Below are 26,749 nucleotides of genomic sequence, written 5' to 3' on the forward strand. Positions count from 1 at the left end.
TTAATCTTCTAAATACTTGATATATGTTTCTAAATCTTTATCTCCTCTTCCAGATAAATTAATAACTACAACTTGGTCTTTTTTCAAATCCATTTTAGGTAAAACAGCCAAAGCATGTGCTGTTTCTAAAGCAGGAATAATACCTTCTATTTTTGTTAATTCATAAGCTGCATCCAACGCTTCTTTATCAGTTGCGTTCATAAATTTTGCTCGTTTTGATTCATGTAAATAAGCATGTAAAGGACCAACTCCGGGATAATCTAATCCTGCTGAAATTGAATAAGGTTCCACAATTTGGCCATATTCATCTTGCATTAAAATAGTTTTACTTCCGTGAATTACACCCACTTCTCCTAATTGAGAAGTTGCAGCACTTTCACCAGAGTTAACACCCAAACCAGCAGCTTCAACAGCAATTAGTTCAACATCTTCGTCATCAAGATAATGATAAAAAGCTCCAGCGGCATTGCTACCTCCACCAACGCAAGCAATAATAGTATCCGGATTTTCTTTCCCAGTCTTTTCTTTTAATTGCCATTTCATCTCTTCAGAAATTACCGCCTGTAAGCGAGCAACCATATCAGGATGTGGATGCGGGCCAACTACAGAACCAATTAAATAAAACGTTTCTGGATTTTGAATCCAATATCTTATCGCTTCATTTGTAGCGTCTTTTAATGTTTTTGAACCAGAAGTCGCTGCTATAACTTTTGCTCCTAACATTTTCATTCTTGCTACATTTGGTGCTTGTCTAACAATATCTTTTTCACCCATAAAAACAGTACAATCTAAGCCCATTAATGCACAAACTGTTGCTGTTGCAACACCATGCTGTCCTGCACCAGTTTCCGCAATGATTTTGGTTTTACCTAATTTCTTAGCAATTAGAACTTGCCCAATGGTATTATTTACCTTGTGCGCTCCTGTGTGACATAAGTCTTCTCTTTTCAAATAAATATGTGCACCGTATTTTTCAGATAAACGTTCTGTTAAATATAATGGTGTTGGTCTACCAACATAATCTTTTAACAAAGACTTATATTCTTCTTGAAACTCTTTAGATTCTATTATTTGAATGTAATTATCTTTTAATTCTTTTACATTTGGGTGTAATAACTCAGGAATAAAAGCCCCTCCAAATTGTCCAAAATATCCATTCTTATCTGGGTGAAATTTTGATTTCATATTTTCTGTTATTCTGTTATTGCGAGTTTGCAAAAACGTTATTTTTAAATTTTTTTAATTCTTTTACTTTCTTAATTCCGGGTGCACTTTCAAACTTACTATTTACATCTAAAGCATAAATAGGTAAGTTTGTTGCTTGTAATTTTTTAATTTCTGATGTTTCTTCTAGTCCAATTCCGCCACTTAAAAAGAATGGTTTTTCAAAAGGATAATTCTCTAAAACCTGCCAATTAAAAGTAACTCCGTTTCCTCCTCGTTCTCTTCCTTTTGTATCAAACAAAAAATAATCAACAGTTTCTAAATATGGATATAAAGAATCAAAATCAAACGCATCTTTAATTCCAAAAACTTTCACCAGCTCAGGCATTTTGTATTTTGCCTTTTGATGTTTTTCTGCAATACTTTCTTTAAAAACTGCTGTTAACTTTTGTAAATAGTCTGGTGATTCATCGCCATGAAGCTGCACCATATTTAAACCATACTCTTCTACTAATGAAACTACTATTTCTGGAATTTCATTTACAAAAACACCTGCTTTTTTTATTTCTTTTGGCAAATCAGGAATGATACCTTCAAAATTTCTTTTTGATTTCTCATAGAAAATAAACCCTAAATAATCAGGTTGCAATGCTGCAACTTGTTGGATATTTTCTATGTATTTCATTCCACAAACTTTCAGTTTCATAGTTATCGTATTTGATCAATGAATTCTTTACAAGCTAATCCCGGATTATCGGTTTTCATAAAAGTTTCACCAATTAAAAAACCTTGAAAACCATGTTCTTTTAATCCAGTTATAATTCTTGAATCAGAAATTCCGCTTTCAGAAACCTTAATTGCTGTATTTGGTATTTGACTAGCCAGTTTTATAGAATGTTCTAAATCTACCTCGAAAGTTTTTAAATTACGATTATTAATTCCGATAATCTTATTATCTAAATCGTTAATCTTATCTAATTCCTCTTGTGTATGAACTTCATACAAAACCTCTAAACCTATATCGTTTGCTAACTGACCGTAATTTTTAAGTTCTTGCTTTGTTAAACAAGCTGCAATTAATAAGATAACATCTGCACCGATTGCTTTAGCCTCAACAATTTGAAATCCGTCAACAATAAAATCTTTCCTTAAAATTGGTCGTAACTGGTTTACCGTTCTAGCCTCCAATAAATCAGCCATGGTTCCTCCAAAAAAAGAAGTATCTGTTAAAATTGATTGTGCTGCTACATTTGCATCTAAATAACCTTCCGTAACTTCTAAGATAGTAGCTTTATCGTTAATGATTCCTTTTGAAGGAGATTGACGTTTAAATTCAGCTATTATACCTGTTGAACCTACTTTTAATAGCTCTTTTTTTAATGAAAACGGTGCGTTTTTAAAATTCGGACTTTCAACCAATTTACTTACAGGAACTTCTGCTTTAATCTTGGCTATTTCTGTTTTTTTAAACGCTATTATTTTATCGAGTATTGTCATTTCTATTTTAAATTTGTCTGGTCGAGCGCAGTCGAGATCTAAAACCTCTCGACTGCGCTCGAGTAGACATTATATATTTACTAGTTTATTTAATGTTTGATATGCTTTTAATCCTAATAAAGAATCTTTTGCTTCTTCGTAAGCTTCTTGAAAACTCTTCTTGTCATCAACAATTTTTAAGGCAAATGCTGCATTTGTTAACACCACACTATTTTGTGCCTCGGTACCGTTTCCTTCAATTATACTTTTGAATATTTTTGCGGCATCAGCAACAGATTCTCCTCCAAATATAGCTGATTGTTCTATCCTTTTCTGCCCTATATCTTCTGGATTAATTAATTGTTCTCCATTTTTGGTAAACAATTTAAAACCGCTTGTTAAAGATATTTCATCATAACCATCTAAGGCGTGAACAATACCGTAATTTGTACCTTCTTCTTGCAAGATATAATTATACAAACGGGCAACTTCTAAATTAAAAGTTCCTAATAATTGATTTTTAGGTGAACTAGGATTTACTAAAGGCCCTAACATATTAAAAAACGTTTTTAATGCTAATGCTTTTCTAGTTGCGCTTACCGCTTTCATTGCTGGATGAAATTTTGGTGCGTGTAAAAAACAAATATTAGCTTGCTCTAATTGCGATTTTAAAACAGCTTCATCATTGGTAAATTCATATCCGAAACTCTCTAACATATCAGACGAACCTGATTGAGATGACACCGAATAATTACCATGTTTTGCCACTTTTTGTCCGGTACCAGCAACAATAAAAGACGTTAAGGTAGAAATATTAAAAGTATCTTTTCCGTCGCCACCTGTACCAACAATATCAATGGTGTTATACTCAGAAAAATCTACTTTTATGGCTAATTCTATCAACGCATTTCTAAAACCCGAAAGCTCCTCAACCGAAATAGGGCGCATCATAAAAACGGTCATAAAAGAAGCCAAATGCGCTTCATTGAATTTGCCCGAAGCAATATCAATCAAAACCTGCTTTGCTTGTAATTTTGTTAATCTTTTATGTTGATATAAATCGTTTAATATTTGTTTCATTATATGCTGAATTAATTTTTCAGTATTTTTTTTGTCAGATCGAGCGGAGTCGAGATTTAAATAGTAACCTCTCGACTCCTCCCAAGGAGACATTTTATTTTTTAATATTCTCTAAGAAATTTCTAACAATCTGCTCACCAACTTCTGTTAAGATTGACTCAGGATGAAATTGTACTGCCGACATATTAAATACACTGTGTTCAATTGCTTGAATTCCGCCATCTTCATCTACAGCTGTAATATTAATTTCTGATGGGAAGTTTTCATTTGAAGCAATCCAAGAATGATATCTTGCCGCTTGAAATTTTTGCGGAACTCCTTTAAAAATAACAGCCTCTTTATTCACAATTTCCATTTCTGTGGCAACGCCATGAAAAACTTCTCCCATGTTTTCTATACTTCCTCCAAAAACTTCTGTAATTGCTTGTAAACCTAAGCAAACACCAAAAATAGGTTTTTTACCTGCGTATTGTTTTATAACCTCTTTTAAAATACCCGCTTCATCAGGAATTCCAGGTCCTGGTGATAAAATAATGGCATCGTACCTATCTATTTCAGTTACAGAAATTTCGTCATTTCGATACACATCAGGTAAATTACCTGTAATATCTTCTATCATGTGCACCAAATTATAGGTAAACGAATCGTAATTATCTAGTATTAATATTTTCATTTTTTTCTAGTTGTCATTGCCAAGCAAATTTATTCTTTTGCTGTGGCAATCTGTTTGTTTATTAATTAAGAGATTACTTCGTTGTAAAAACTTAAAATTTATTTTTGCGTTAAGGATTGAAACGGCATCCTTTTTATTTTTTTCAATAAAAAGATATAGTGGAAAGCCTGTTAAAACGCCCTAAATATTTTCAGCTAAAGTCAACGCTTTTTTTAGTGCTGCTAATTTATTATTTACTTCTTGTAATTCTTTTTCTTCGTCGGAATGAATTACGATTCCTGCACCAGCCTGATAATACAGTACGTTATTTTTACTAACGAAAGAGCGAATTGCGATGGCAAGATTTACCGAACCATCTAAACCGATGATTCCGACTGCCCCACCATAAAATCCGCGAGATTGATTTTCGTAAGTATCAATTAATTGCATCGCTTTGTATTTTGGTGCTCCACTTAAAGTTCCGGCAGGAAAAGTATCTCCTACAATTTCTATCGGGTTTCCTGTAATACTCCCTTTTACGGTAGATACTAAATGAATTACGTGGCTAAAATATTGCACTTCTTTAAACACCTCAACTTTTACATTGCCGGCATGTTTACTCAAATCATTTCTTGCCAAATCTACCAACATTACATGTTCTGCAGTTTCTTTTTTATCTTCGGATAATTGCTTACCTAGTTTTATGTCTTCTGCCATATCTCCGGTACGCCTAAAAGTTCCGGCAATTGGATTTATAATGGCTTTTCCTTCATTTATTTTAATTTGAGCTTCTGGTGAAGATCCCATTAATTTAAAAGAACCATAATCGAAATAAAATAAATATGGCGACGGATTTATAGAACGTAATGCTCGATACACATTAAATTCATCTCCTTTAAATTTTTGTTGAAACTGGCGTGATAATACCAACTGAAAAACATCGCCACGCTTACAGTGTGCTTTTGCTTTTACTACATATTCTTTAAAATCATCATTGGTACAATTTGAGGTTTCTTCTCCGCTAATTTCAAATTTTTGCGTATTAAAAGCCTGCGCTTCTATTATAGTTTCAATTTCTGAAATTCTCGACTCCGTTCCTTCTTCAATGTTTTCAATCAATGTCATTTCATCATTAAAATGATTGATTGCTATAATGAATCGGTAAAAACTGTATTGCATTACAGGTATCTTAGACGGCGCATCTTTTACATTTAACTGTATGTTTTCGAAATATTGAACGCTATCATAGGTTGAATATCCGTATAAACCGTTAAATGATTTTAGTGCTGGGGGGCAATCTAAAGCCATCGACTTTGAAAAACCATCAAACAAGCTGTAAAAGTTCTTATCTATTTTACTTTCTGAAATTGTTTTTCCTTGTTTAGAAACAGTAAAATTATGATCCTCAACCTTCATTGTAACTACTGGTTCGATAGCTATAAAAGAAAAACTTTCTTCTTTACTATGGTAATCTGAACTCTCTAATAATAAAGTGTTAGCATATTTATCTCTAAAACGCAAATACAAACCTACAGGTGTTATTGTATCAGAAATTTTACTTTTTGTTATTGTGTTAAATTTTATTTTTTCCATATTAACTTGTCAGGTCGAGCGCAGTCGAGACCAATTTAATCTCTTTTCTTGTCTATAACCTCTCGACTGCGCTCGAGGAGACAATAATTTAATTGTTAAAAAACAAAAAAGGCTTATCGTGAGATAAGCCTTTCCTTTATAGTATATACATATAGGTATCTTCTCACTTAACTATTAAGAGAGTTCCACCACCATATGTTGTTTTGTTTCATCATTATACCACAAATGTATGACAGATTTTTGATTCTGCAAAATTATTTTTTTAATTTTAAACTTTTGATTTCTGGAGAATCCCAAGTATATGGATAACCTCTCCAAAAAGAAACCTTACCTCCATTATACTTCCATGCAACTTCCTTCTCTGGAGTTATTTCCCAAAAACCATAATCTCCTTCGCAAATTAATGTGTTACCATTTTTCAATCTTGTTGCTCCAGAAATTTTACCATAAAATAACTCCGAATCAGTAAAGCTCCAAACCACATTTGGTTCATTACTTTCTTCGGTTTTTAATTCAAAAACTTCAGGCATTTTTAATTCATAAACAGTAGACTGACCTACATCATTTCCATTCATATAAACCAAAACATTGCCTGCTCCTGGTATATTTTTTTCTAAAAAATTAGGAAAATGATTTCTAGAAAACATGCGTTCACCAAAAACACTGTTATAAGCTTTAGGATTACCAAAACGATACAACAAATCACCTCCTTTGCCATAATTACCTCCCAAACTCGTTTTTGCTTCAAGTAATGTTGTACTATGATCGACAACCCATACTTCTCCATAATAATTAACACTAATATAAATTACGTCTTTTTCGGCATCATAATCTATTCCGTTAGCGTGCATAATATCACCATTATCTATAGAATAATAGTTAATATTAATATTCTGAGGATTCTCACTTAACACACCATATGTCAATGTACTACTAGGCAATTTATCTTGTATTATATGATCAAAACTATGCCATTCCCATACTATAGTGTTTGTATTTGGATTTACCTCAACCAACACCTCTGGAAATATATCTCCCTCTGTTTCAACGCCATTTAGTTTAGCTTCTGATTTCGTTATTCTTTCCCAAGCAAGAAAAATAATATTCCCGTTTGGTAACATTTCGACATCATGGTGTGCTAAATGATTTTCTGTTGCATATTTATATTCCCAATCAACACTTCCGTCAATATTTAGAACTCTAATGATTCCGCCGCCACCTCCAAATGAAAAAGCAGGATCATCAACCTTAAACATACCCAACAACTTCCCATCAGACATAATTTCTAAATCATTACCTAATTTCAAATCGAAATCCCAAGTTTTAATTTTATTTCCTGCTTTGTCTAATAAATAAGATTTATCTGCTCCGTTTTCAACAGCCAACACTAAGCTATCGTCTATTAAACCTTCTTCATAAACTTCTATATTTGACGTTAAAAGAACATCTTCTTGTTGATCTTCTGACTTACCACAACTATAAATTACACACAAAAAAAAACAACAACCCAATAACTTTTTCATAAAACTTTTTTTTATTAATAGAACGTAAAGTTAATTAATTATCAAACAACCACATCTAATTCAATTAAAATCTTATTTGCTTTATATATTTATAACCTATAAAAAACAACTACCAAAACACAATGAAATTGCAACCAAAAAATTACTCTCAGTTGTTTTTATATCTAAAAAAAAACAAAGTAGTTAAAATTATTAATTAAAATTAAAAAAACAACACAAATAAATTACATATGTAATCATTTCAAACAAAACTATTTATAAAAAAAAACAAAATACCGTGATTTGCAATATAAATAAGAACTAAAAACCTCAATTTAACTGAGGAATAAAAATATAAAATTATGTGTGGAATTGTATGTGCGTTTGATTTAAAAGAGTCTCCTGAGAGTTTAAGACCTCAGCTATTAGAAATGTCTAAAAAAATTAGACATCGTGGGCCAGATTGGAGCGGAATTTATAGTGATGCTAAAGTTATCATGACACATGAGCGTTTGGCAATTGTTGACCCCGCTTCTGGACAACAACCGTTATTTAGTGCTGATAAAAAGTTAATTTTAGCCGCAAACGGAGAAATCTATAACCACAGAGAATTAGCTAAAAACCTTACAGGTTCTTATGAGTTTCAAACAGCTTCTGATTGTGAAGTAATTTTAGCATTGTATAAAGAAAAAGGTGTTGATTTTATTGATGATTTAAACGGGATTTTCGGCTTCGCTTTGTACGATATGGAAAAAAATGAGTATTTTATTGCTCGTGATCACATGGGGATTATTCCTTTATATGTTGGCTGGGATCAAAACGGAACTTTTTATGTTGCTTCTGAATTAAAAGCTTTAGAAGGTGTTTGTACTAAAATTGAATTATTTCCTCCAGGGCATTATATGTCGAGTAAAGACGGAAAATTTGTACAATGGTACAAAAGAGACTGGTCAGAGTACGAAGCTGTAAAAGAAAACGAAACTAGTATTGCAGAAGTTAAAGAAGCTTTAGAAGCTGCTGTACACAGACAATTAATGAGTGATGTGCCTTATGGTGTTTTACTTTCAGGCGGATTAGATTCTTCTGTAATATCAGCAATTGCTAAAAAGTATTCGCAAAAAAGAATAGAATCAGACGATAAATCGGAAGCTTGGTATCCTCAATTACACTCTTTTTCTGTTGGATTAGAAGGCTCACCAGATTTAGCGGCAGCTCAAAAAGTTGCCGATCATATTGGTACGGTACACCATGAAATAAAGTTCACTATTCAAGAAGGATTAGACGCTATTAAAGATGTAATTTATAACATCGAAACGTACGACATAACTACTATTCGATCTTCTACACCAATGTATTTAATGGCGAGAGTTATTAAATCGATGGGCGTTAAAATGGTATTATCTGGAGAAGGAGCCGATGAAATTTTTGGAGGCTATTTATATTTTCACAAAGCTCCAAATGCACAAGAATTTCATGAAGAAACGGTTCGTAAATTAGATAAATTACACATGTACGATTGCTTACGAGCTAACAAAAGTTTAATGGCTTGGGGAATTGAAGGTCGTGTGCCGTTTTTAGATAAAGAATTTATAGATGTTGCTATGCGTATCAATCCGAAAGACAAAATGATTAACGGAGAACGTATGGAAAAATGGGTGATTAGAAAGGCATTTGAAGATATGTTGCCAGAAAGCGTTGCTTGGCGACAAAAAGAACAATTTTCTGACGGTGTAGGTTATGATTGGATTGATACTTTAAAGGAAGTAGTAGATAAAGAAGTTACAGATGAGCAACTGGCAAATGCTAAATTTAGGTTCCCGATACAAACGCCACAAAACAAAGAGGAGTTTTATTACAGAACTATTTTCGAAGCCCATTTTCCTAGTGATACCGCTGCACTAAGTGTTCCGCAAGAGCCAAGTGTTGCTTGTAGCACAAAAATTGCATTAGAATGGGATGAGGCTTTTAAAAACATGAACGAACCATCGGGAAGAGCAATAATGAGTGTACATGACGACGCGTACTAAAATCAGTTTTTAAGTTGATAGTTAACAAACTATAATATTCTAATTCAAAAATTAATTGATAATCTCATTAGCATTTATTACATTTATAGCGAACGTTCGTTAACCGCTTTCTAAACACATCACAATAAGAATGAAAATAAAAAAAGTACTTGTCGCAAACAGAGGAGAAATTGCTATCAGAATTTTTAGAGCCTGTACAGAAATCAATGTTAAAACAGTAGGTGTTTACACCTTTGAAGATAGATATTCATTACACAGATATAAAGCAGATGAGTCTTATCAAATAGGAGAAAATAATGCGCCACTAAAACCGTATTTAAATATTGATGAAATTATTAGAGTTGCATTAGAAAGTGGTGCCGATGCAGTGCATCCTGGTTATGGTTTTTTATCTGAAAATGCAGATCTTGCTCAGAAGTGTGAGGATAATGGTATTATTTTTATTGGACCCAAAGTGTCTGTATTAAAATCTTTAGGAGATAAAATTACAGCAAAAGAGGTTGCTGTTGCAAATAACATTCCCGTAATAAGAAGTAACGAAAAGCCTTTAATAAATATTGATGTTGCTTTAAGTGAAGCTGAAATAATTGGCTATCCAATTATGTTAAAAGCTGCTTCTGGTGGTGGCGGAAGAGGAATGCGTGTTATTAGAAAAGCCGACGAATTAAAAAGAGCTTTTAACGAAAGTAAGCGTGAAGCACTAAATGCATTTGGAGATGATACCGTTTTTTTAGAGAAATTTGTAGAAAATCCGAAACACATAGAAATTCAAATTGTTGCCGATAATTTCGGAAACACAGTACATCTTTTCGAACGCGATTGCTCTGTGCAACGTCGCTATCAAAAAGTAATTGAATTTGCGCCGTCATTTGATTTAAAACAAGAAATAAAAAATGCGCTTTATAAATATGCTATCGATATTTGTAAAGCTGTTGATTATAATAATATTGGTACTGTAGAATTTTTGGTTGACGATGATGACGCCATCTATTTTATTGAAGTAAATCCAAGAGTTCAGGTAGAACATACGGTTACCGAAGTGGTAACAAATATAGATTTAATAAAAACTCAACTATTTATTGCTGGTGGATATAAACTAGCTGATCAACAAATAAAAATACCAAACCAAGAAGCCGTAAAAGTAAATGGCTATGCCCTGCAATGTAGAATTACAACTGAAGACCCACAAAACGATTTTAAACCAGATTACGGAGAAATTACGACTTACAGAAGTGCGTCTGGATTCGGAATTCGCTTAGACGCTGGTAGTGTTTATCAAGGCGCAGTTATTTCGCCATTTTTCGATTCGATGCTTGTAAAAGTTACAGCAAATAGCAGAACTTTAGATGGTGCTTGTAGAAAAGTTCGTAGAGCTTTAGCCGAATTTAGAATTAGAGGTGTAAAAACAAACATGCCTTTCCTTGACAACATTCTAAAACATGAAACCTTTAGAAAAGGAGAAGTAACTGTTAATTTCATCAAAGAAACACCTGATTTATTTATTTTTAAAGCTCCAAGAAATAGGGCTACGAAATTAGTTACTTATTTAGGAGACGTTATTGTAAATGGGAATCCGGACGTTAAAAAAATAGATCCAACAAAAACATTCGTAAAACCTATTGTTCCTAAGTTTGATGCAAATGCTAGCTTCCCTAAAGGAACAAAAGATTTATTAACAGAATTAGGTCCTGAAAAATTTTCTCAGTGGTTAAAAAATGAAAAGAAGGTTCATTTTACAGATACCACAATGCGAGACGCACATCAAAGTTTATTAGCTACCAGAATGCGAACTTTTGATATGTTAAAAGTAGCAGAAGGTTACGCAAAAAACAACCCAGGTATTTTTAGTATGGAGGTTTGGGGAGGCGCAACTTTTGATGTTTGTATGCGTTTTTTACAAGAAAATCCGTGGGAACGCTTACAATTGTTACGTAAATCGATGCCAAACGTATTGCTTCAAATGTTAATTAGAGGTTCTAACGGAGTTGGATACACGGCGTATCCTGACAATTTAATTGAAAGCTTCGTGCAACAATCTTGGGAAAAAGGAGTCGATATTTTTAGAATTTTCGACTCTTTAAATTGGATGAAATCTATAGCGCCATGCATCGAGCATATTCGTAATAAAACGAATGGTTTAGCAGAAGGATCAATCTGTTATACAGGCGACATTTTAAATCCGAAGAATACAAAATACAACCTTAAATACTATACCACTTTAGCCAAAGACATCGAAAATGCCGGTGCACATATTTTAGCAATTAAAGATATGGCTGGTTTATTAAAACCGTATGCAGCTTTCGAGTTGGTTTCAGCATTAAAGCAAGAAGTAAATATTCCTATTCATTTACACACACACGACACCTCGTCTATTCAATCAGCTACTTATTTAAAAGCTATTGAAGCCGGAGTTGATGTGGTGGATGTCGCCCTTGGCGGATTATCAGGGTTAACATCACAACCTAATTTTAATTCGGTTGTAGAAATGATGAAATTTAATGATAGAGAAAGTAATTTAAATATTGATTCTTTAAATGAATACTCTAACTATTGGGAAACAGTAAGAGAGTATTATTATCCGTTTGAATCTGGTTTAAAATCAGGTTCTGGTGAAGTTTTTAAACATGAAATTCCGGGTGGTCAGTACTCAAATCTAAAACCACAAGCACAAGCATTAGGATTAGAAGATCGTTTTCATGAAATTACCAAAATGTATGGCGATGTAAATCACCTTTTTGGTGATATTGTAAAAGTTACACCAAGCTCTAAAGTAGTTGGTGACATGGCACAGTATTTAGTAAGTAATAACTTAACGGTTCAGGATGTTTTAGAACGTGGTGATACAATTTCTTTTCCGCAATCGGTAGTTAGTTTCTTTAAAGGAGATTTAGGACAACCAGTTGGCGGATTTCCTAAAGATCTTCAGAAATTAATTTTAAAAGATCAAAAACCATACACAGACAGACCAAATGCTCATATTGAGCCTTTAGATATCGATAAAGAATATAATGACTTTAAAAAAATATTTGAAAACGACTTAAGCAGGCCTATAGATTTTACAGATTTCTTATCTTATAAATTATACCCAAAAGTATTTACGGATGCTTTTAATAAACATTTAAAATACGACAGTTTATTAAACCTACCAACCAAGAATTTCTTTTACGGAATGGAAAGAGGCGAAGAAATTGTTGTTGAATTAGATAAAGGAAAAACTTTATTAATTACTCTAGATTCTGTTGGAAGACCAAATGAAGATGGAATGGTTACCGTGTATTTTAAAGTGAATGGCCAAGGAAGAGCAGTGCAAATAAAAGATGAATCTATAAAAGTAAATAAGATCATTAACACTAAAGCTGATAAAAGTAATTCAAAAGAAATAGGCGCTCCATTACAAGGAATGTTATCTGCTATTTTAGTAAAAGAAGGTGAAAAAGTGGTTAAAAACCAGCCTTTATTTATTATTGAAGCTATGAAAATGGAAACTACAATTACAGCTACAGAAGATACAACTATAAAACAAACCGTTTTAAAACCTGGAGTAATGGTTAACTCTGAAGATTTAGTAATTAGATTATCGTGATAATTTATTATTACAAAGCAAAAAAACCTCGCAAAAAAGCGAGGTTTTTACGTTATTAACGTACAACATCCTTCTTTCTTAGTTTAAAAAGTATTTACCATCACTATAAATAAATGAAAATCAACTATTTATTTTTTTTATAATTGTTAGTTATTTATATTTAGGCATATTTTCTAAAAACTAATCCCCCTAAAGAAAATGAGTACACAAAAAATTAAAAAGAAAATTTTACTTGTATTATTATTTATAGCAACAGCACTCTCCTTTTCCTATGCTTTTAATAAAAACTACGATTACAAAATGGTAAGCTCTAGACTTAAAAAATCCATTGAAGAAAAAAAAGAGTTAGAACAAAAGCTAGAAAAAACAACCGCCAACTACAAAAAATTAAGCGCAAAAAACAAGAAATTATCTAAAAGAGTAATTTTAGAAATTAATAAAATCATCAACCTAAAAGATTCGGTAGATGAATTAGATAGCGACTTAAAAAAAGACAAAAAAGCACTTGCAAAAAAAACGCATTTAACGAAAAAACTGTCAACTAAAATTAATTCTTTAGCTACTAAAGTTGATAAAGCTAAATTATTAAAACTAAATATTGTTGAAGTGCTTACTATGAGAAAAAGAAATAATAGTAAGTTTACAACAACGACAAATAAAAATAAAATAGATGCTTTTAAAATTAGTTTTCATGTTTTAAAAAATGAAATAGCTAATAAAGGAAAAAAACGAATTTCCATAAAAGTTTTAGACTCTAAAAATAATATCGTTATTATTAAAGGTGCTAAAGGTACAGCAAATACATATAGCAGTAAATTAACTATAGATTATAAAAATGAACCATTAGATGTTGTTTCATTTATAGAGGTGGACAGAAAAAATATAACACCAGGCATTCACAAAGTAATTATTTCTTTAGAAGGACTTTCTGTTGCTCAAAAGACCATTAATTTGCGCTAAAAGATCTTTTTTATGAAAATCACAATTCAAAAACCTCCCTTTTGCGAGGTTTTCTGTTTAAACATATTTTTATTCAACCTTAAAAAAAACAAAAACTAACACTAAAGCACTTTACAGTCATTTTAAGCCCTTTTCTTCAACCTTCCTTAAACTCATAAAAAATCATCATCAAACGCTTAAAACCTTTTAATTTACCTTAAAAAAACGTAAGTTTGTTAGGTTAAACTTTCCTTTCTAAAGACTGTTTATTAAAATTAAAACTTAATTAATTCACTTATCATGAGCGAAGAAAAAAAACATAATTATTCAGCTGACAGTATTCAAGCGCTTGAAGGAATGGAGCATGTAAGAATGCGTCCTTCAATGTATATTGGAGATGTTGGTATTCGTGGTTTACACCACTTAGTTTACGAAGTTGTAGACAACTCTATTGATGAAGCAATGGGAGGTTATTGTGATAAAATTGATGTTACAATTAATGAAGACAACTCTATTACAACCAAAGATAACGGTCGTGGTATTCCTGTAGGAATTCACAAAAAAGAAGGCGTTTCTGCATTACAAGTTGTAATGACAAAAATTGGTGCTGGTGGTAAATTCGATAAAGATTCTTATAAGGTTTCTGGTGGATTGCATGGTGTTGGTGTAAGTTGTGTAAACGCACTTTCAGACCTTTTAACAGCTACAGTTCATAAAGAAGGTAAAATTTGGCAACAAGAGTACTCTAAAGGAAAAGCCTTATACCCTGTTAAAACAATAGGCGAAACTGATTTTACAGGTACGATTGTAACTTTTTTACCAGACAAATCAATCTTTAAGCAAACTACAGACTTTAATTACGAAACATTGGCAACTCGTATGCGCGAGTTATCATTCTTAAACAAAGGGATTACAATTACCTTAACGGATAAGAGAACAACAGATGATGAAGGTAATTTTATTTCAGAAGTATTTCATTCTGATGAAGGTTTACCTGAATTTATTAAATATTTAGATTCTACTCGTGAGCAGTTAACTGCCAAGATTATTTCTATGGAAGGTGAAAAAAATGGTATCCCTGTAGAAGTTGCCATGGTTTACAACACTTCGTATTCAGAAAACTTACATTCTTATGTAAACAATATTAATACGCACGAAGGAGGAACACATTTATCTGGTTTTAGAAGAGGTTTAACACACACTTTAAAAAAGTATGCTGACGAATCTGGATTACTTAAAAATGTAAAATTTGAAATTGCTGGTGATGATTTCCGTGAAGGATTAACAGCCATTGTTTCTGTAAAAGTAGCAGAACCACAATTTGAAGGACAAACAAAAACAAAATTAGGTAACAGAGAAGTATCCGCTGCTGTTTCTCAAGCAGTTTCAGAAATGTTAACGGACTACTTAGAGGAAAATCCTAATGATGCAAAAATCATTGTTCAGAAAGTAATTTTAGCAGCCAATGCTCGTCATGCAGCACGTAAAGCACGTGAAATGGTGCAGCGTAAAACCGTAATGAGTATTGGTGGTTTGCCTGGTAAATTATCAGATTGTTCTGAAACAGATCCAGCACAATGTGAAATTTTCTTAGTTGAGGGAGATTCGGCAGGTGGAACAGCAAAACAAGGTAGAGATCGTAATTTTCAAGCTATTTTGCCACTACGTGGAAAGATTTTAAATGTTGAAAAAGCAATGCAACATAAAGTTTTTGAAAACGAAGAAATCAAAAACATGTTTACGGCTTTAGGAGTTTCTATCGGAACAGAAGAAGACCCAAGAGCTTTAAACTTATCTAAAATTCGTTATCATAAAGTAGTTATTATGTGTGATGCCGATGTAGATGGTTCGCATATTGCTACCTTAATATTAACCTTCTTTTTTAGATATATGAGAGAAATGGTAGAGCAAGGTTATATTTATATTGCAACACCTCCTTTATATTTAGTAAAAAAAGGACAAAAAAGAGAATATGCTTGGGATGATAACCAACGTGATGTTATTGCTAAAAACATGGGAGGCTCTGTAAACGTACAGCGTTATAAAGGTCTTGGAGAAATGAATGCAGACCAATTATGGGACACAACCATGAACCCAGAATTTAGAACTTTACGTAAAGTTGTTATTGACAGCCCAACAGAAGCAGACAGAGTTTTCTCTATGCTTATGGGAGATGAAGTACCACCACGTAGAGATTTTATCGAACGTAATGCGAAATATGCAAATATCGATGTATAACATTTTTTTATTATAAAACTATAAAAAGCTCAATCTTAAAAGATTGAGCTTTTTTCATACATTTGCTTCAAACTAATTAATAACTTAGTAAAATGAAAAAAATAATTTTATCTATAGTAACTCTTTTAACTTTAGCCTTAAACGTAAAAGCACAAGAATTAGAATCAATTCTTTTAGCAAAAGAAGATGCTGCAAAATTAACGAACGCTTATTTAAACCCTGCCATGAAAGGATTTATTTACAGCATGAATAATGGTTGGTACCATACCGCTAAGGTTCATAAAAAATTTGGTTTCGATATAACAATAGGAGCTAACATTTCTTTTATTCCTTCAAAAGATGAAATTTTTAACATTGCTAAGTTAAACCTATCAAGTAACACAACAGTTACAAACGGTGTTACCTCATCTCCTACCGTTGCGGGGAGTGAAGATATTACACCTGCTGATTTAAGATATGAAACTACGGTAAACGGACAAACAGTTTCTGCTGATTTTACAATGCCTAACGGAGTAAAAGAAGATTTACCTGCCAGTGCTGTACCTGCACCTTCTATACAAGTTGGTTTAGGACTTCCTTTTAAATTAGAAGCAATGGTTCGTTATGTACCAGAAGTTGGTTCTGATGATGTTAAGGGTAGCTTATTTGGTATTGGATTAAAAAAAGAAATTACAAGTTGGTTTGGCCCCTTAGATAAACTGCCTTTACATGTTTCTTTATTAGCTGCATACACTAATATGAATGTAGATTACACAATAGGTGATGTAGATGGTAATATAGAGGTTAGAAATGGTATCACTCAGTTTAAATTAAACTCGTATACTGTTCAAGCAATTGCTTCTATTAATTTTCCTATTATTAATTTTTATGGAGGAGTTGGATACAACGGAGGAAGTACTGATTTAGATTTAAAAGGTGACAGCTTTGTTGCCAACTATGAGTCTTCAACCATACCTTCAGTTATTGTTAGGGAAGACCTTGGTAAAAACCCATTATCATTAAGCACAAGTACTAGTGGCTTTAATGCAACTATAGGAACTCGCTTAAGCTTAGGTTTCTTTAAAATATTTGGAAGTTATACAATGCAAGAATATAATTCTGTAAACGCAGGTATCGCTTTTAGCTTTAGATAATCTTTATTCATAAAATAAACATCAAAAAAAGAATCTTATTTATAAATAAGATTCTTTTTTATTTTTATACTTTCGAATCTGAAGTTAATTTACACACAAAAATTATGAAGAGAAAAATTTTTATTTTATTAATTATGACTTGCAGCCTCATTACAAATGCTCAAAACGAAACTTCTGATAAATTAGAAGGGAAAGATCTTTTTGACAAAGTATATAATAGTTATTCAGGTAAAAAGCTTTCAGTTGTTGTTTTAAAAGATGGAAAAAGAATAGAAGGGTACAAAAAAGATGTCGACAGAAAAAAAGGTCAGATTTATTACATAAAAATTAAAGACGAACAAACAGGGAAAAAGTTAAAATTTGATTCTGACCAAATAAAAGAAATGTATTTATTTCCTGGAGGTATAGAAAAATTTTCTAAATCTTTTAGACACATTTATGATGTAAGACAATGGGAAAGAACAGATTTAGATAACGAAATTATTAACCAAGGATATATATATTTTAAAAACCAAGAAGTTTCTTTAAAAAATAAAAAGAAAAAAAGAGAATATATGATGCAGCTAATCAACCCAACGTTTAGTAAGTATTTAGAAGTTTTTGGAGATCCTTTTGCTAAAGAAACAACAAAGCTTGGTTTTGCTGGATTTAATGTTGCAGGAGGTCTTGCTAAGTCATATTACATTAAGAAAGACGGTGTTATTTACTGGATGCATAAAAGAGAATTAGATGTTAGATACGAAAAGCTTTTTGGAGATTGCGAAGAGTTTGTTAAAAAGTATCCTTTAAAAGATATTAAATGGAGATATTTTAGTGAATATATTTTAGAATACACAAAAATGATGTCTAAAAAATAATCTCAACTAAGCACCTACAAAACCCTATTGAAATTTCAATGGGGTTTTGTTTTTATATCCATAGTCAAATCGTTATTTTTGTGCAACTTAAATTAATTCATCACAATTAAAAATATAAAAAAAATGAAAGTAACAGTTGTAGGAGCAGGTGCTGTAGGTGCAAGTTGTGCAGAGTACATTGCTATTAAAAATTTCGCATCAGAAGTTGTATTAGTAGATATTAAAGAAGGTTTTGCTGAAGGTAAAGCAATGGATTTAATGCAAACAGCTTCTTTAAATGGTTTTGACACAAAAATAACAGGTACTACAGGAGATTATAGTAAAACTGCAGGGTCTGACGTTTGTGTAATTACTTCTGGTATTGCTCGTAAACCTGGTATGTCTCGTGACGAATTATTAGGTATCAATTCTGGTATTGTAAAGTCGGTAGCGGCTAGCTTAGTAGAACAATCTCCTAACACTATTATCATTGTGGTTTCTAACCCAATGGATACAATGACTTATTTAGTACACAAAGCCACTGGATTACCTAAAAACAGAATTATAGGTATGGGTGGGGCTTTAGATTCTGCTCGTTTTAAGTACCGTTTAGCGGAAGCTTTAGGCGCTCCTATATCTGATGTTGATGGAATGGTTATTGGAGGTCACTCTGACAAAGGAATGGTTCCTTTAACGCGTTTAGCTACTCGTAACTCTGTTCCTGTTTCTGAATTTTTATCAGAAGAAAGATTAGAGCAAGTTATGCAAGATACTAAAGTTGGTGGTGCTACATTAACTGGTTTATTAGGTACTTCTGCTTGGTATGCACCAGGTGCTGCAGTTTCTGGTATGGTACAAGCTATTGCTTGTGATACCAAAAAAATATTCCCTTGTTCTACTTTATTAGATGGTGAATATGGCTTGTCTGATTTATGTATCGGAGTTCCTGTTGTTTTAGGTAAAAACGGAATTGAAAGTATCGTTGAGATTAATTTATCTGATGCTGAAAAAGTACACTTAACTGCATCTGCAGAAGCTGTTAAAAACAACAATACTGCTTTAAATTTGTAAAATAATTTTAAGCTCTTTAATATATAAACCCTGAGTAGTTAAACTACTCAGGGTTTTATTTTAAAAAAAATTTAAATTTTATGACAAACGTGTAAGGTTCTTTAAAAGATAGCGTCTTTAATTATAAGGAAGCATTTAGTAGTGTTTCTTTTTCATAGTTTTTCATAGCAATTTTCCCACTTCATTCGTGAAGTGGGTTTTTTATTTAAAACTAAACTGTTTGTTGTTGTTGTACTTCAAACAACTCTCCGCCTTCACACTTAAGAGTTTTTTGCTTAAACTTTACAATTAACTGATAATCGTGCGTAGCCATTAATATGGTTTTTCCGCTTTTATGAATTTCATTTAATAAATTCATTACTTCAAGCGATGTTTTAGGATCTAAATTACCCGTAGGTTCATCTGCTAAAATTAACTCAGGATCATTTAACAATGCCCTTGCAATTGCAACTCGTTGTTGTTCACCTCCAGAAAGTTCGAATGTTTTTTTGTAGTATTTTTCTTTCATTCCTACTTTATCTAAAACCTCGTAGATTTTATCTTTCATTTCGGTTTTATCTTTCCATCCAGTAGCTTTTAAAACGAATTCTAAGTTTTCAAAAACGTTTCTATCATTTAAAAGTTTAAAATCCTGAAAAACAATCCCTAATTTTCTCCTTAAAAAAGGAATATCATTTTCTTTCATTTTCTTTAAATCGAAACCTACAATTTCACCCAAACCTCTTTGTAAACGCAAATCGCCATACAAGGTTTTTAACAAGCTACTTTTTCCGCTTCCTGTCTTTCCTATCAAGTAATAAAAATCACCTTTATTTAATCTGAAGTTAATTTTTGATAATACTAAGTTGTCTTGCTGATAAATATCAGCATTTTCAAGATGTAAAACAGGTCTTTCCATATATCGATTCGTTTTTACAAATCTAAAATTTTATTACTTAATTCTATAACATTTCTTATTTTTGATGCATTGTTTACCAACAAAAACAGAAAAGGTACGTTATACCTTTTAGAGAACTAAGATATATGAGATTTATTTGTTTAAAAAAAAGTTGTTTTTCACTATTTTTAATCGCTTTTTCAATAACCATAACGGCACAAGAGTCTGCTATTAATTCAGAAATTACATCTGATTACCACAAAGCTATAAAACTTTACAACAACAAAGCGTACGCTGCTGCGCAAGAATTGTTTAGCGAAGTTTCTAGAAGTGCTAATCAACATGAAAATCGAAAAGCTGATGCCGATTATTATGATGCAATGTGTGCTATAAAATTAACACAAGACAATGCAGATGATAAAGTATTAGAATTTGTAGAAAACCACCCTTATAATAACAAAAAAGAGAAGGCTTTTATAAATGTGGGTAACTATTATTTTGCTAACAGAAAAGCTGCACACGCGTTAAAATGGTATCAAAAAGTAAATGACAAGTTATTAAGTCAACCAGAAAGAGATGAGTTAAATTATAAAATGGGTTATGCTTTATTGGTATCTAATTATTTAAAAGATGCTAAATCTCGTTTTCAAACATTACTTGGAAACCCTATTTATGGTAACGATGCGCGTTATTACTTCGGGTATATTGCTTACAAACAAGAAAATTTTGGTGAAGCCGAAGATAATTTAAGTCAGCTAGCAAACGATGCTACTTACCAAGCAAAAGCAAATTACTATATTTTAGATATTAGTTTTAAAGCTGGGCGTTTTGATAAATCTGTGAAAATTGGAGAAAACCTTTTAAAAGAATCAAAAGATGAAAAAGAAATTTCTCAGGTTTCTAAAATAATTGGTGAGAGCTATTTTAATCTTAAAAAATACGATCAGGCAATTCCTTACTTAACAGCCTATGAAGGTAAAAATGGGAAGTGGATTAATACCGATTATTATTATTTAGGTTACGCTTATTATCAGCAAAAAAACTATGAAGAGGCTATTGGTAATTTTAATAAAATTATTGGCGGTAACAATAAAGTTGCTCAGAATGCTTACTATCATTTAGGTGAATGTTATTTAGAATTGCAAAAAAAACCAGCAGCTTTAAATGCATTTAAAAATGCAAGCGAAATGGAATTTGATCTTAAAATAACTGAAAGTGCTTCGTTAAGTTATGCAAAATTGAGTTACGAACAAGGAAACCCTTATGAGAGTGTTCCGGATGTTTTAAAAGGTTTTTTAGCAAAATATCCAAACTCACCAAATGCATCTGAAATAAACGAATTATTAATTACCTCTTATTTACATCAACAAGACTACCAAGGCGCTTTAGATTATTTAAGTAGTGTAAAATCTTTAGAAAACGACAACATTGCAAATGAAGTATCATTGTACAGAGGTATTCAATTATTTAATGAAAATAAATTAGCTGCTGCTAAACCTTATTTTTACAAAGCAACTCTTTCTGCAAACTCCGTAATTAATAATAAAGGGAATTTTTGGTTAGCTGAAACAGAGTACTTATTAGGTAATTATGACAAAGCCTTAACCAGTTTTTTATTAATTACAAATAAAGATTTAGAAGACACAAAAAAATTAGATTATAATATTGCTTACACTTATTTTAAACAAAAAAACTATGAAAATGCTGCAAAACATTTTCAACAATTTTTAGCGATAAAATTAGATGACAATAATTTAAATGATGATGCTTCAAGTAGATTAGGAGATTCTTTTTATGCTTCTAAAAGCTACTTAAAAGCAATTAACTCTTATAAAAAAGTAATTAATGAAGGCGGTGTAGGTGCAGATTACGCCCAATACCAAACAGCTATGAGTTATGGATTTATGGGGCAAAATGACACAAAAATTAAAAACTTACAAACGCTTGTTAACGATTACGTAGGTTCTCAATTACAAGATGATGCTTTGTTTCAGTTAGCTACAACCTATACTGCAACAAACAATGCTGTAAAAGCTCAAAAAACGTACAATCGTTTATTATCTGAACATTCTAATAGCAACTATATTCCTAATGTGCTGTTACGTCAAGGATTGTTGTACTATAACAGTAATCAAAATAAAAAAGCTTTAGAAAAATATAAAGAAGTTGTTGCGAAGCACCCTAACTCTAAAGAAGCAAAACAGGCTGTTACCAATGTTAAAAATGTATATATTGATATTGGTAAAGTAGATGAATATGCTGTTTGGGTTAAAAACGTAAAATTTATAAATGTTACAGATGCAGAATTAGACAATGCTACTTATCAATCTGCAGAAAACAAGTTTTTAGAAAACGATACCGCAAAAGCCATTGAAGGATTCAATAAATATCTTTTAACTTTCCCTAACGGATTACATGCTTTAAAATCTCATTTCTATTTAGCGCAATCGTATAATAACAACAAGCAATTTAAAAATGCAGTACCACACTACACCTATGTTGTAGATCAAAATAAAAGTGAATTTTCTGAAGAATCATTAGCCAAACTTTCTAATATCTATTTAGAAGAAGAAAATTGGGATAAAGGAATACAACTTTTAAAGCAATTAGAAACCGTAGCTAATTATCCGCAGAATATAATATTTGCACAAAGTAATTTAATGAAAGGGTATTATAATAAAAAAGAATATGCCAACGCTATTACCTATGCCGAAAAGGTTTTAGGAACCGATAAAATAGACACAAACGTCGCAGAAGATGCAAAAATAATCTATGCGCGTTCCGCTTATAAAACCAATGACTTTTTAACCGCTGAAGAGTTTTTTAATGAAGTTAGTAAAAAAGCTACTGGCGAACTAAAAGCTGAAAGCTTGTACTATAATGCATTCTTTTTAAATGAAAATAAAGACTATGAAGCATCTAACAAAGCAGTGCAAAATTTAATAGCCAACTATTCTTCTTACAAATACTGGGGAGTTAAAAGTTACATTGTAATGGCTAAAAATTATTATGCTTTAAAAGATGCTTACCAAGCAACCTACATCTTAGAAAACATTATTAAAAACTTTACGCAATACAAAGATGTTACAGAAGAAGCTACAAACGAGCTTCGTTCTATAAAAAATAAAGAAGCAAAAACAAACGAATCGGTAACTACCCAAAACTAAAATTTGTTAAATACAAAAAAGAGTTCAATGATTATATCAATGAAGAAACACTTAGGTTTATTTGTTTTATTTGCAATATCAATTGCAAATGCACAAGAAAAGAAAACCACAGAAAAAGCAAAAGACACTATTATAAAAACAGAGGTAGTTAATGTAGTTACATCATACGTTCCTAAAATTACCGATGCTTTTAAAATAAAGCAAAAACCTATTATTAAACACACAAAAGAAACACAGAAAAAAGAATTAGAATACAAAATATTTTCAGTCCCTGTTGCCTCTACTTTTATTCCAAAAAGTGGTGTGATGAAAAAAGTAGATTTAGGTAAAAGAGAACTATTATACCCTAATTACTTATCTGTTGGTTTCGGTAATAAAATAACTCCTTTTTTGGAAGCTTATGTTAGAAGAAACGAAAGTTACGATAGTGAATTCGGAGCGCATTTAAAATTTCTTCTATCTGCAGACCCTGTTGAAAACACAGCTCTTAGTAGTACATATTACGATATGAGTTTAAACTTATTTTATGCACAACAAGAACGTTATTTAAATTGGAAAACAGGCATAAGCGCTGAACGAAACAAGCACAATTGGTATGGTTTACCAACAAACATACCTTTTACTAACGCTACTATTAGCAATATTGAAGAAGAACAAGCCTATACTTACTTTAAGGTTTTTGGGACCATTAAATTTGATGATTCTTATCTTGATGAAGCAAATGGTAGTATTTCATTTTTTACAGATGCATTAAGTAGTAATGAGTTTTTAATTGATGCAAATGCGAAATTTAAATTTCCTTTAAATAATTTTCACCGTCAGTTAAATGATTTATATATAAACACAACATTAAGTTATTTAGGTACTAAATTCGAAAAAAACTACGAAACTCAAACCGAGTTAAAACATAGTTTTGCTACTGCAGGTATTCACCCAACGTATAATTTTAAAGTACAAGATTTAGCTATAAAAATAGGAGTAAAAACGTATGTCTCTTTAGATTTAGAGAACAACGATACTAACTTCTTTGTGTATCCCGATCTAGAAATCTCTTATCCTATTGTAAACGATTTTGCAAGCGTTTTTATTGGTGCTTCAGGAGGTTTAGAAACAAACACTTACAAATCATTATCAACAAAAAATCCGTACGTCTCTCCTACTCAAAACATACAGCAAACCAACAAGAAATACGATCTCTTTGCAGGAATAAGAGGTAAGTTAGATTTTCAGTTTAGTTATAATTTAAAAGCAAGTTATGCCGATATTGAAAACAATGCTTTTTTTACTTTAAACCAATCAAAATCTAACGGAAATAATATTGCAGGAACAGATGCTTTTTCTTTCTTCGGATATGATTACGGAAACTCATTTAACACGGCGTACGACGATATTAAACAAGTCTCTTTCTTTGGTGAAATTGCTTTCGACGGAATTAAAAACTTAAGTGTAGGCTTAAACGGTCAATTTAATAAGTTTACATTAACTAATGAGCTTGAAGCATGGAACGCTCCAAAAATAAAAGGAGAACTTTTCGGAACGTATAAAACAAGAAAATGGTTTGCAGGTGCTAACTTCTTTTTTGTCGGCCAACGAAAAGGAAAATTATACGAAGTATTGCCTTCGCAAAATTTCTCAACTATAGACTTGGATGGTTATTTTGACATTAACTTTAATGGTGGATACCATTTTAACGACTCGTTTTCTGTGTTTTTAAACCTTAATAATGTGCTAAATAACAGTTACCAAAGATTTAATAATTTTAATGTACAAGGTTTCCAAGCAATGGGAGGTTTAACTTGGAAATTTGATTCACTTTTCTAAAAAAACAATCTAAATATAATTACGCCTAACTATTTACAAAGAATAGTTAGGCGTAACTTAAATCAAACAACTACAAATCAAAATCTTGACGATCACTTTACGATTAAAAATATAAAACTTACATTTATGGCACTTTAAAACAGTATCATAAATGAAAAAATTATCTCTCTTATTAATTTCAGGGTTGTTTGTAATTTCTTGTAATACAGAAAAAAAAGAAACACCTTTAACTTCTAATGTTTTTTCTACTGAAGAAAAAATAGATTCAACTCAAATAAAACACTTATTCAACGCCGCCTTAACCGAAGGGAAATCGTACGAATGGTTACGAGACTTAACTACAAATGTAGGTAGCCGTTTATCTGGTTCAGAAGGAGCAGCAAAGTCTGTTGTTTGGAGTGAAAAATTAATGAACGAAGTTGGTTTAGATTCTGTTTGGTTACAACCAGTTATGGTACCACATTGGGTTCGTGGAGAAAAAGAAGTTGCAAATTATAGCTTTAACGGAGTAGAAATTAATGTTCCTGTTTGTGCTATAGGAGGTTCTATTGCAACACCAACTGGCGGAATTACAGCAGAAGTTATTGAAGTAAAAAGCTTAGAAGAAGCTGAAAAATTAGGAGATAAAGCCAAGGGTAAAATCGTTTTCTTTAATGGTGCTTTTGATAATACTTTAATTCACACTTTTAAAGCCTACGGCGGATGTGTCGGTCAGCGTTTTGGCGGAGCAGCAGCAGTTGGTAAATTCGGCGCAAAAGCAGTTATCGTTCGCTCAATGACAAACGGAATAGATGATTATCCTCATACCGGATCAATGGGGTATGGAGATATTCCTAAATCAGAATATATTCCTTCTGCAGCAATTAGCTCTAGAGCTGCCGAAAACTTAAGCAAGCATTTAAAAGAGAATCCAACACTTAAGTTTTACTTAAAACAAAGCTGTGAAACACTACCAGATGCTCCGTCACACAATGTTGTAGGAGAAATTAAAGGAAGTGAAAACCCTGATAAAATTATGGTTATTGGTGGGCATTTAGATTCTTGGGATTTAGGTGATGGCGCTCATGACGACGGAACAGGAATTGTGCAATCATTAGAAGTAGCTTACTTATTAAAAAAGAACAACATTAAACCTAAAAATACTATTCGTATTGTATTTTTCATGAACGAAGAAAACGGTTTGCGTGGTGCTACAGAATATGCCCGTTTAGCAAAACTGAATAACGAAAATCATATTGGTGCTTTAGAATCTGATTCTGGAGGTCACACACCTAGAGGTTTCTCTATCGATGCTAATGACAAGAACCTTCAATTATTACAAAGCTGGAAAAAATTATTAGCTCCTTACGGATTACATGATATTACAGCAGGTGGAAGTGGCGCTGATATTGGTCCTCTAAAAGACGATCATGTTACTTTGGTTGGATACCGACCAGATTCTCAACGTTATTTTGATTATCACCATGCTGCTAGCGATACTTTCGATAAAGTTAACAAACGTGAACTAGAGTTAGGAAGTGCGTCAATGGCAAGTATCGTATATTTAATGGATAAGTATTTATATAATAACGAAACCATAAAACCATAACG

At 31.9% G+C, this 26,749-nt stretch carries 18 protein-coding genes; 10 read left to right on the forward strand and 8 right to left on the reverse strand.

Annotated features, from left to right (window positions below; translation table 11 throughout):
- The 7 genes from trpB to H0I30_RS07800 all read right to left on the reverse strand — a co-directional run bounded on the left by trpB (nt 1) and on the right by H0I30_RS07800 (nt 7,488).
- Nucleotides 1–1,185: a tryptophan synthase subunit beta gene (gene trpB, locus H0I30_RS07770; RefSeq protein ID WP_218771303.1), complete on the reverse strand. Its 1,185-nt coding sequence runs from the start codon at nt 1,183–1,185 to the stop codon at nt 1–3.
- A gap of 16 nt (nt 1,186–1,201) precedes the next feature.
- Nucleotides 1,202–1,870 (reverse strand): phosphoribosylanthranilate isomerase, encoded by a 669-nt coding sequence (locus tag H0I30_RS07775; protein WP_218771304.1) that lies wholly within the window; start codon nt 1,868–1,870, stop codon nt 1,202–1,204.
- Between the two features lie 2 nt (nt 1,871–1,872).
- Nucleotides 1,873–2,661, reverse strand: coding sequence for an indole-3-glycerol phosphate synthase TrpC (trpC, locus tag H0I30_RS07780; RefSeq protein WP_218771305.1), 789 nt, complete (start codon nt 2,659–2,661; stop codon nt 1,873–1,875).
- A gap of 69 nt (nt 2,662–2,730) precedes the next feature.
- The gene (gene trpD / locus H0I30_RS07785) at nt 2,731–3,720 is read right to left on the reverse strand and encodes an anthranilate phosphoribosyltransferase (protein WP_218771306.1); all 990 of its coding nucleotides are present in this window, start codon (nt 3,718–3,720) and stop codon (nt 2,731–2,733) included.
- Between the two features lie 94 nt (nt 3,721–3,814).
- Nucleotides 3,815–4,393 carry an aminodeoxychorismate/anthranilate synthase component II gene (locus tag H0I30_RS07790; protein WP_218771307.1) on the reverse strand — a complete coding sequence of 193 codons (579 nt, stop codon included), beginning with the start codon at nt 4,391–4,393 and terminating at the stop codon, nt 3,815–3,817.
- 180 nt (nt 4,394–4,573) lie between these two features.
- On the reverse strand, nt 4,574–5,965 hold the full coding sequence (locus H0I30_RS07795) for an anthranilate synthase component I family protein (protein WP_218771308.1): 1,392 nt from the start codon (nt 5,963–5,965) through the stop codon (nt 4,574–4,576).
- Between the two features lie 254 nt (nt 5,966–6,219).
- Nucleotides 6,220–7,488, reverse strand: a complete 1,269-nt coding sequence (locus tag H0I30_RS07800) for an aryl-sulfate sulfotransferase (RefSeq protein ID WP_218771309.1) — start codon at nt 7,486–7,488, stop codon at nt 6,220–6,222.
- 341 nt (nt 7,489–7,829) lie between these two features.
- Here H0I30_RS07800 and asnB point away from each other — a divergent pair, with 341 nt between their 5' ends.
- The 7 genes from asnB to mdh all read left to right on the forward strand — a co-directional run bounded on the left by asnB (nt 7,830) and on the right by mdh (nt 19,294).
- Nucleotides 7,830–9,494: an asparagine synthase B gene (gene asnB / locus H0I30_RS07805; protein ID WP_218771310.1), complete on the forward strand. Its 1,665-nt coding sequence runs from the start codon at nt 7,830–7,832 to the stop codon at nt 9,492–9,494.
- 130 nt (nt 9,495–9,624) lie between these two features.
- The gene (locus tag H0I30_RS07810) at nt 9,625–13,077 is read left to right on the forward strand and encodes a pyruvate carboxylase (protein ID WP_218771311.1); all 3,453 of its coding nucleotides are present in this window, start codon (nt 9,625–9,627) and stop codon (nt 13,075–13,077) included.
- A gap of 198 nt (nt 13,078–13,275) precedes the next feature.
- On the forward strand, nt 13,276–14,037 hold the full coding sequence (locus H0I30_RS07815) for a hypothetical protein (RefSeq protein WP_218771312.1): 762 nt from the start codon (nt 13,276–13,278) through the stop codon (nt 14,035–14,037).
- 279 nt (nt 14,038–14,316) lie between these two features.
- Complete coding sequence (gyrB, locus tag H0I30_RS07820; protein WP_218771313.1) at nt 14,317–16,254, forward strand: DNA topoisomerase (ATP-hydrolyzing) subunit B; 1,938 nt, start codon at nt 14,317–14,319, stop codon at nt 16,252–16,254.
- Nucleotides 16,255–16,346: 92 nt separating this feature from the next.
- Nucleotides 16,347–17,387, forward strand: a complete 1,041-nt coding sequence (locus H0I30_RS07825; protein ID WP_218771314.1) for a DUF6588 family protein — start codon at nt 16,347–16,349, stop codon at nt 17,385–17,387.
- A gap of 104 nt (nt 17,388–17,491) precedes the next feature.
- Nucleotides 17,492–18,244, forward strand: a complete 753-nt coding sequence (locus tag H0I30_RS07830; protein WP_218771315.1) for a hypothetical protein — start codon at nt 17,492–17,494, stop codon at nt 18,242–18,244.
- Nucleotides 18,245–18,367: 123 nt separating this feature from the next.
- Nucleotides 18,368–19,294, forward strand: coding sequence for a malate dehydrogenase (gene mdh / locus H0I30_RS07835; protein ID WP_218771316.1), 927 nt, complete (start codon nt 18,368–18,370; stop codon nt 19,292–19,294).
- A 211-nt stretch (nt 19,295–19,505) separates the two neighbouring features.
- On the opposite strand, the gene H0I30_RS07840 is transcribed toward mdh, so the two are convergent.
- Nucleotides 19,506–20,192, reverse strand: a complete 687-nt coding sequence (locus tag H0I30_RS07840; RefSeq protein ID WP_218771317.1) for a cell division ATP-binding protein FtsE — start codon at nt 20,190–20,192, stop codon at nt 19,506–19,508.
- A gap of 125 nt (nt 20,193–20,317) precedes the next feature.
- Here H0I30_RS07840 and H0I30_RS07845 point away from each other — a divergent pair, with 125 nt between their 5' ends.
- The 3 genes from H0I30_RS07845 to H0I30_RS07855 all read left to right on the forward strand — a co-directional run bounded on the left by H0I30_RS07845 (nt 20,318) and on the right by H0I30_RS07855 (nt 26,747).
- Complete coding sequence (locus tag H0I30_RS07845) at nt 20,318–23,338, forward strand: tetratricopeptide repeat protein (protein ID WP_218771318.1); 3,021 nt, start codon at nt 20,318–20,320, stop codon at nt 23,336–23,338.
- A gap of 39 nt (nt 23,339–23,377) precedes the next feature.
- Nucleotides 23,378–25,159: a hypothetical protein gene (locus H0I30_RS07850; protein ID WP_218771319.1), complete on the forward strand. Its 1,782-nt coding sequence runs from the start codon at nt 23,378–23,380 to the stop codon at nt 25,157–25,159.
- Between the two features lie 151 nt (nt 25,160–25,310).
- Entirely contained in the window at nt 25,311–26,747 is a 1,437-nt protein-coding gene (locus tag H0I30_RS07855; protein ID WP_218771320.1) for a M20/M25/M40 family metallo-hydrolase, read from the forward strand.
- The last annotated feature ends 2 nt before the right edge of the window (nt 26,748–26,749 follow it).

The sequence above is a fragment of the Tenacibaculum sp. AHE14PA genome (assembly GCF_019278465.1).
GTDB lineage: Bacteria > Bacteroidota > Bacteroidia > Flavobacteriales > Flavobacteriaceae > Polaribacter > Polaribacter bernardetii.

What these genes read in the sequence shown, in the direction of transcription:
- trpD (WP_218771306.1), bottom strand. Translation starts at nt 3,720, where the DNA reads ATGAAACAAATATTAAACGATTTATATCAACATAAAAGATTAACAAAA.
- H0I30_RS07845 (WP_218771318.1), top strand. Translation starts at nt 20,318, where the DNA reads ATGAGATTTATTTGTTTAAAAAAAAGTTGTTTTTCACTATTTTTAATC.
- H0I30_RS07855 (WP_218771320.1), top strand. Translation starts at nt 25,311, where the DNA reads ATGAAAAAATTATCTCTCTTATTAATTTCAGGGTTGTTTGTAATTTCT.
- asnB (WP_218771310.1), top strand. Translation starts at nt 7,830, where the DNA reads ATGTGTGGAATTGTATGTGCGTTTGATTTAAAAGAGTCTCCTGAGAGT.
- gyrB (WP_218771313.1), top strand. Translation starts at nt 14,317, where the DNA reads ATGAGCGAAGAAAAAAAACATAATTATTCAGCTGACAGTATTCAAGCG.
- H0I30_RS07810 (WP_218771311.1), top strand. Translation starts at nt 9,625, where the DNA reads ATGAAAATAAAAAAAGTACTTGTCGCAAACAGAGGAGAAATTGCTATC.
- H0I30_RS07790 (WP_218771307.1), bottom strand. Translation starts at nt 4,393, where the DNA reads ATGAAAATATTAATACTAGATAATTACGATTCGTTTACCTATAATTTG.
- H0I30_RS07840 (WP_218771317.1), bottom strand. Translation starts at nt 20,192, where the DNA reads ATGGAAAGACCTGTTTTACATCTTGAAAATGCTGATATTTATCAGCAA.
- H0I30_RS07850 (WP_218771319.1), top strand. Translation starts at nt 23,378, where the DNA reads ATGAAGAAACACTTAGGTTTATTTGTTTTATTTGCAATATCAATTGCA.
- H0I30_RS07815 (WP_218771312.1), top strand. Translation starts at nt 13,276, where the DNA reads ATGAGTACACAAAAAATTAAAAAGAAAATTTTACTTGTATTATTATTT.
- H0I30_RS07800 (WP_218771309.1), bottom strand. Translation starts at nt 7,488, where the DNA reads ATGAAAAAGTTATTGGGTTGTTGTTTTTTTTTGTGTGTAATTTATAGT.
- H0I30_RS07830 (WP_218771315.1), top strand. Translation starts at nt 17,492, where the DNA reads ATGAAGAGAAAAATTTTTATTTTATTAATTATGACTTGCAGCCTCATT.
- H0I30_RS07795 (WP_218771308.1), bottom strand. Translation starts at nt 5,965, where the DNA reads ATGGAAAAAATAAAATTTAACACAATAACAAAAAGTAAAATTTCTGAT.
- H0I30_RS07775 (WP_218771304.1), bottom strand. Translation starts at nt 1,870, where the DNA reads ATGAAACTGAAAGTTTGTGGAATGAAATACATAGAAAATATCCAACAA.
- trpC (WP_218771305.1), bottom strand. Translation starts at nt 2,661, where the DNA reads ATGACAATACTCGATAAAATAATAGCGTTTAAAAAAACAGAAATAGCC.
- mdh (WP_218771316.1), top strand. Translation starts at nt 18,368, where the DNA reads ATGAAAGTAACAGTTGTAGGAGCAGGTGCTGTAGGTGCAAGTTGTGCA.
- H0I30_RS07825 (WP_218771314.1), top strand. Translation starts at nt 16,347, where the DNA reads ATGAAAAAAATAATTTTATCTATAGTAACTCTTTTAACTTTAGCCTTA.
- trpB (WP_218771303.1), bottom strand. Translation starts at nt 1,185, where the DNA reads ATGAAATCAAAATTTCACCCAGATAAGAATGGATATTTTGGACAATTT.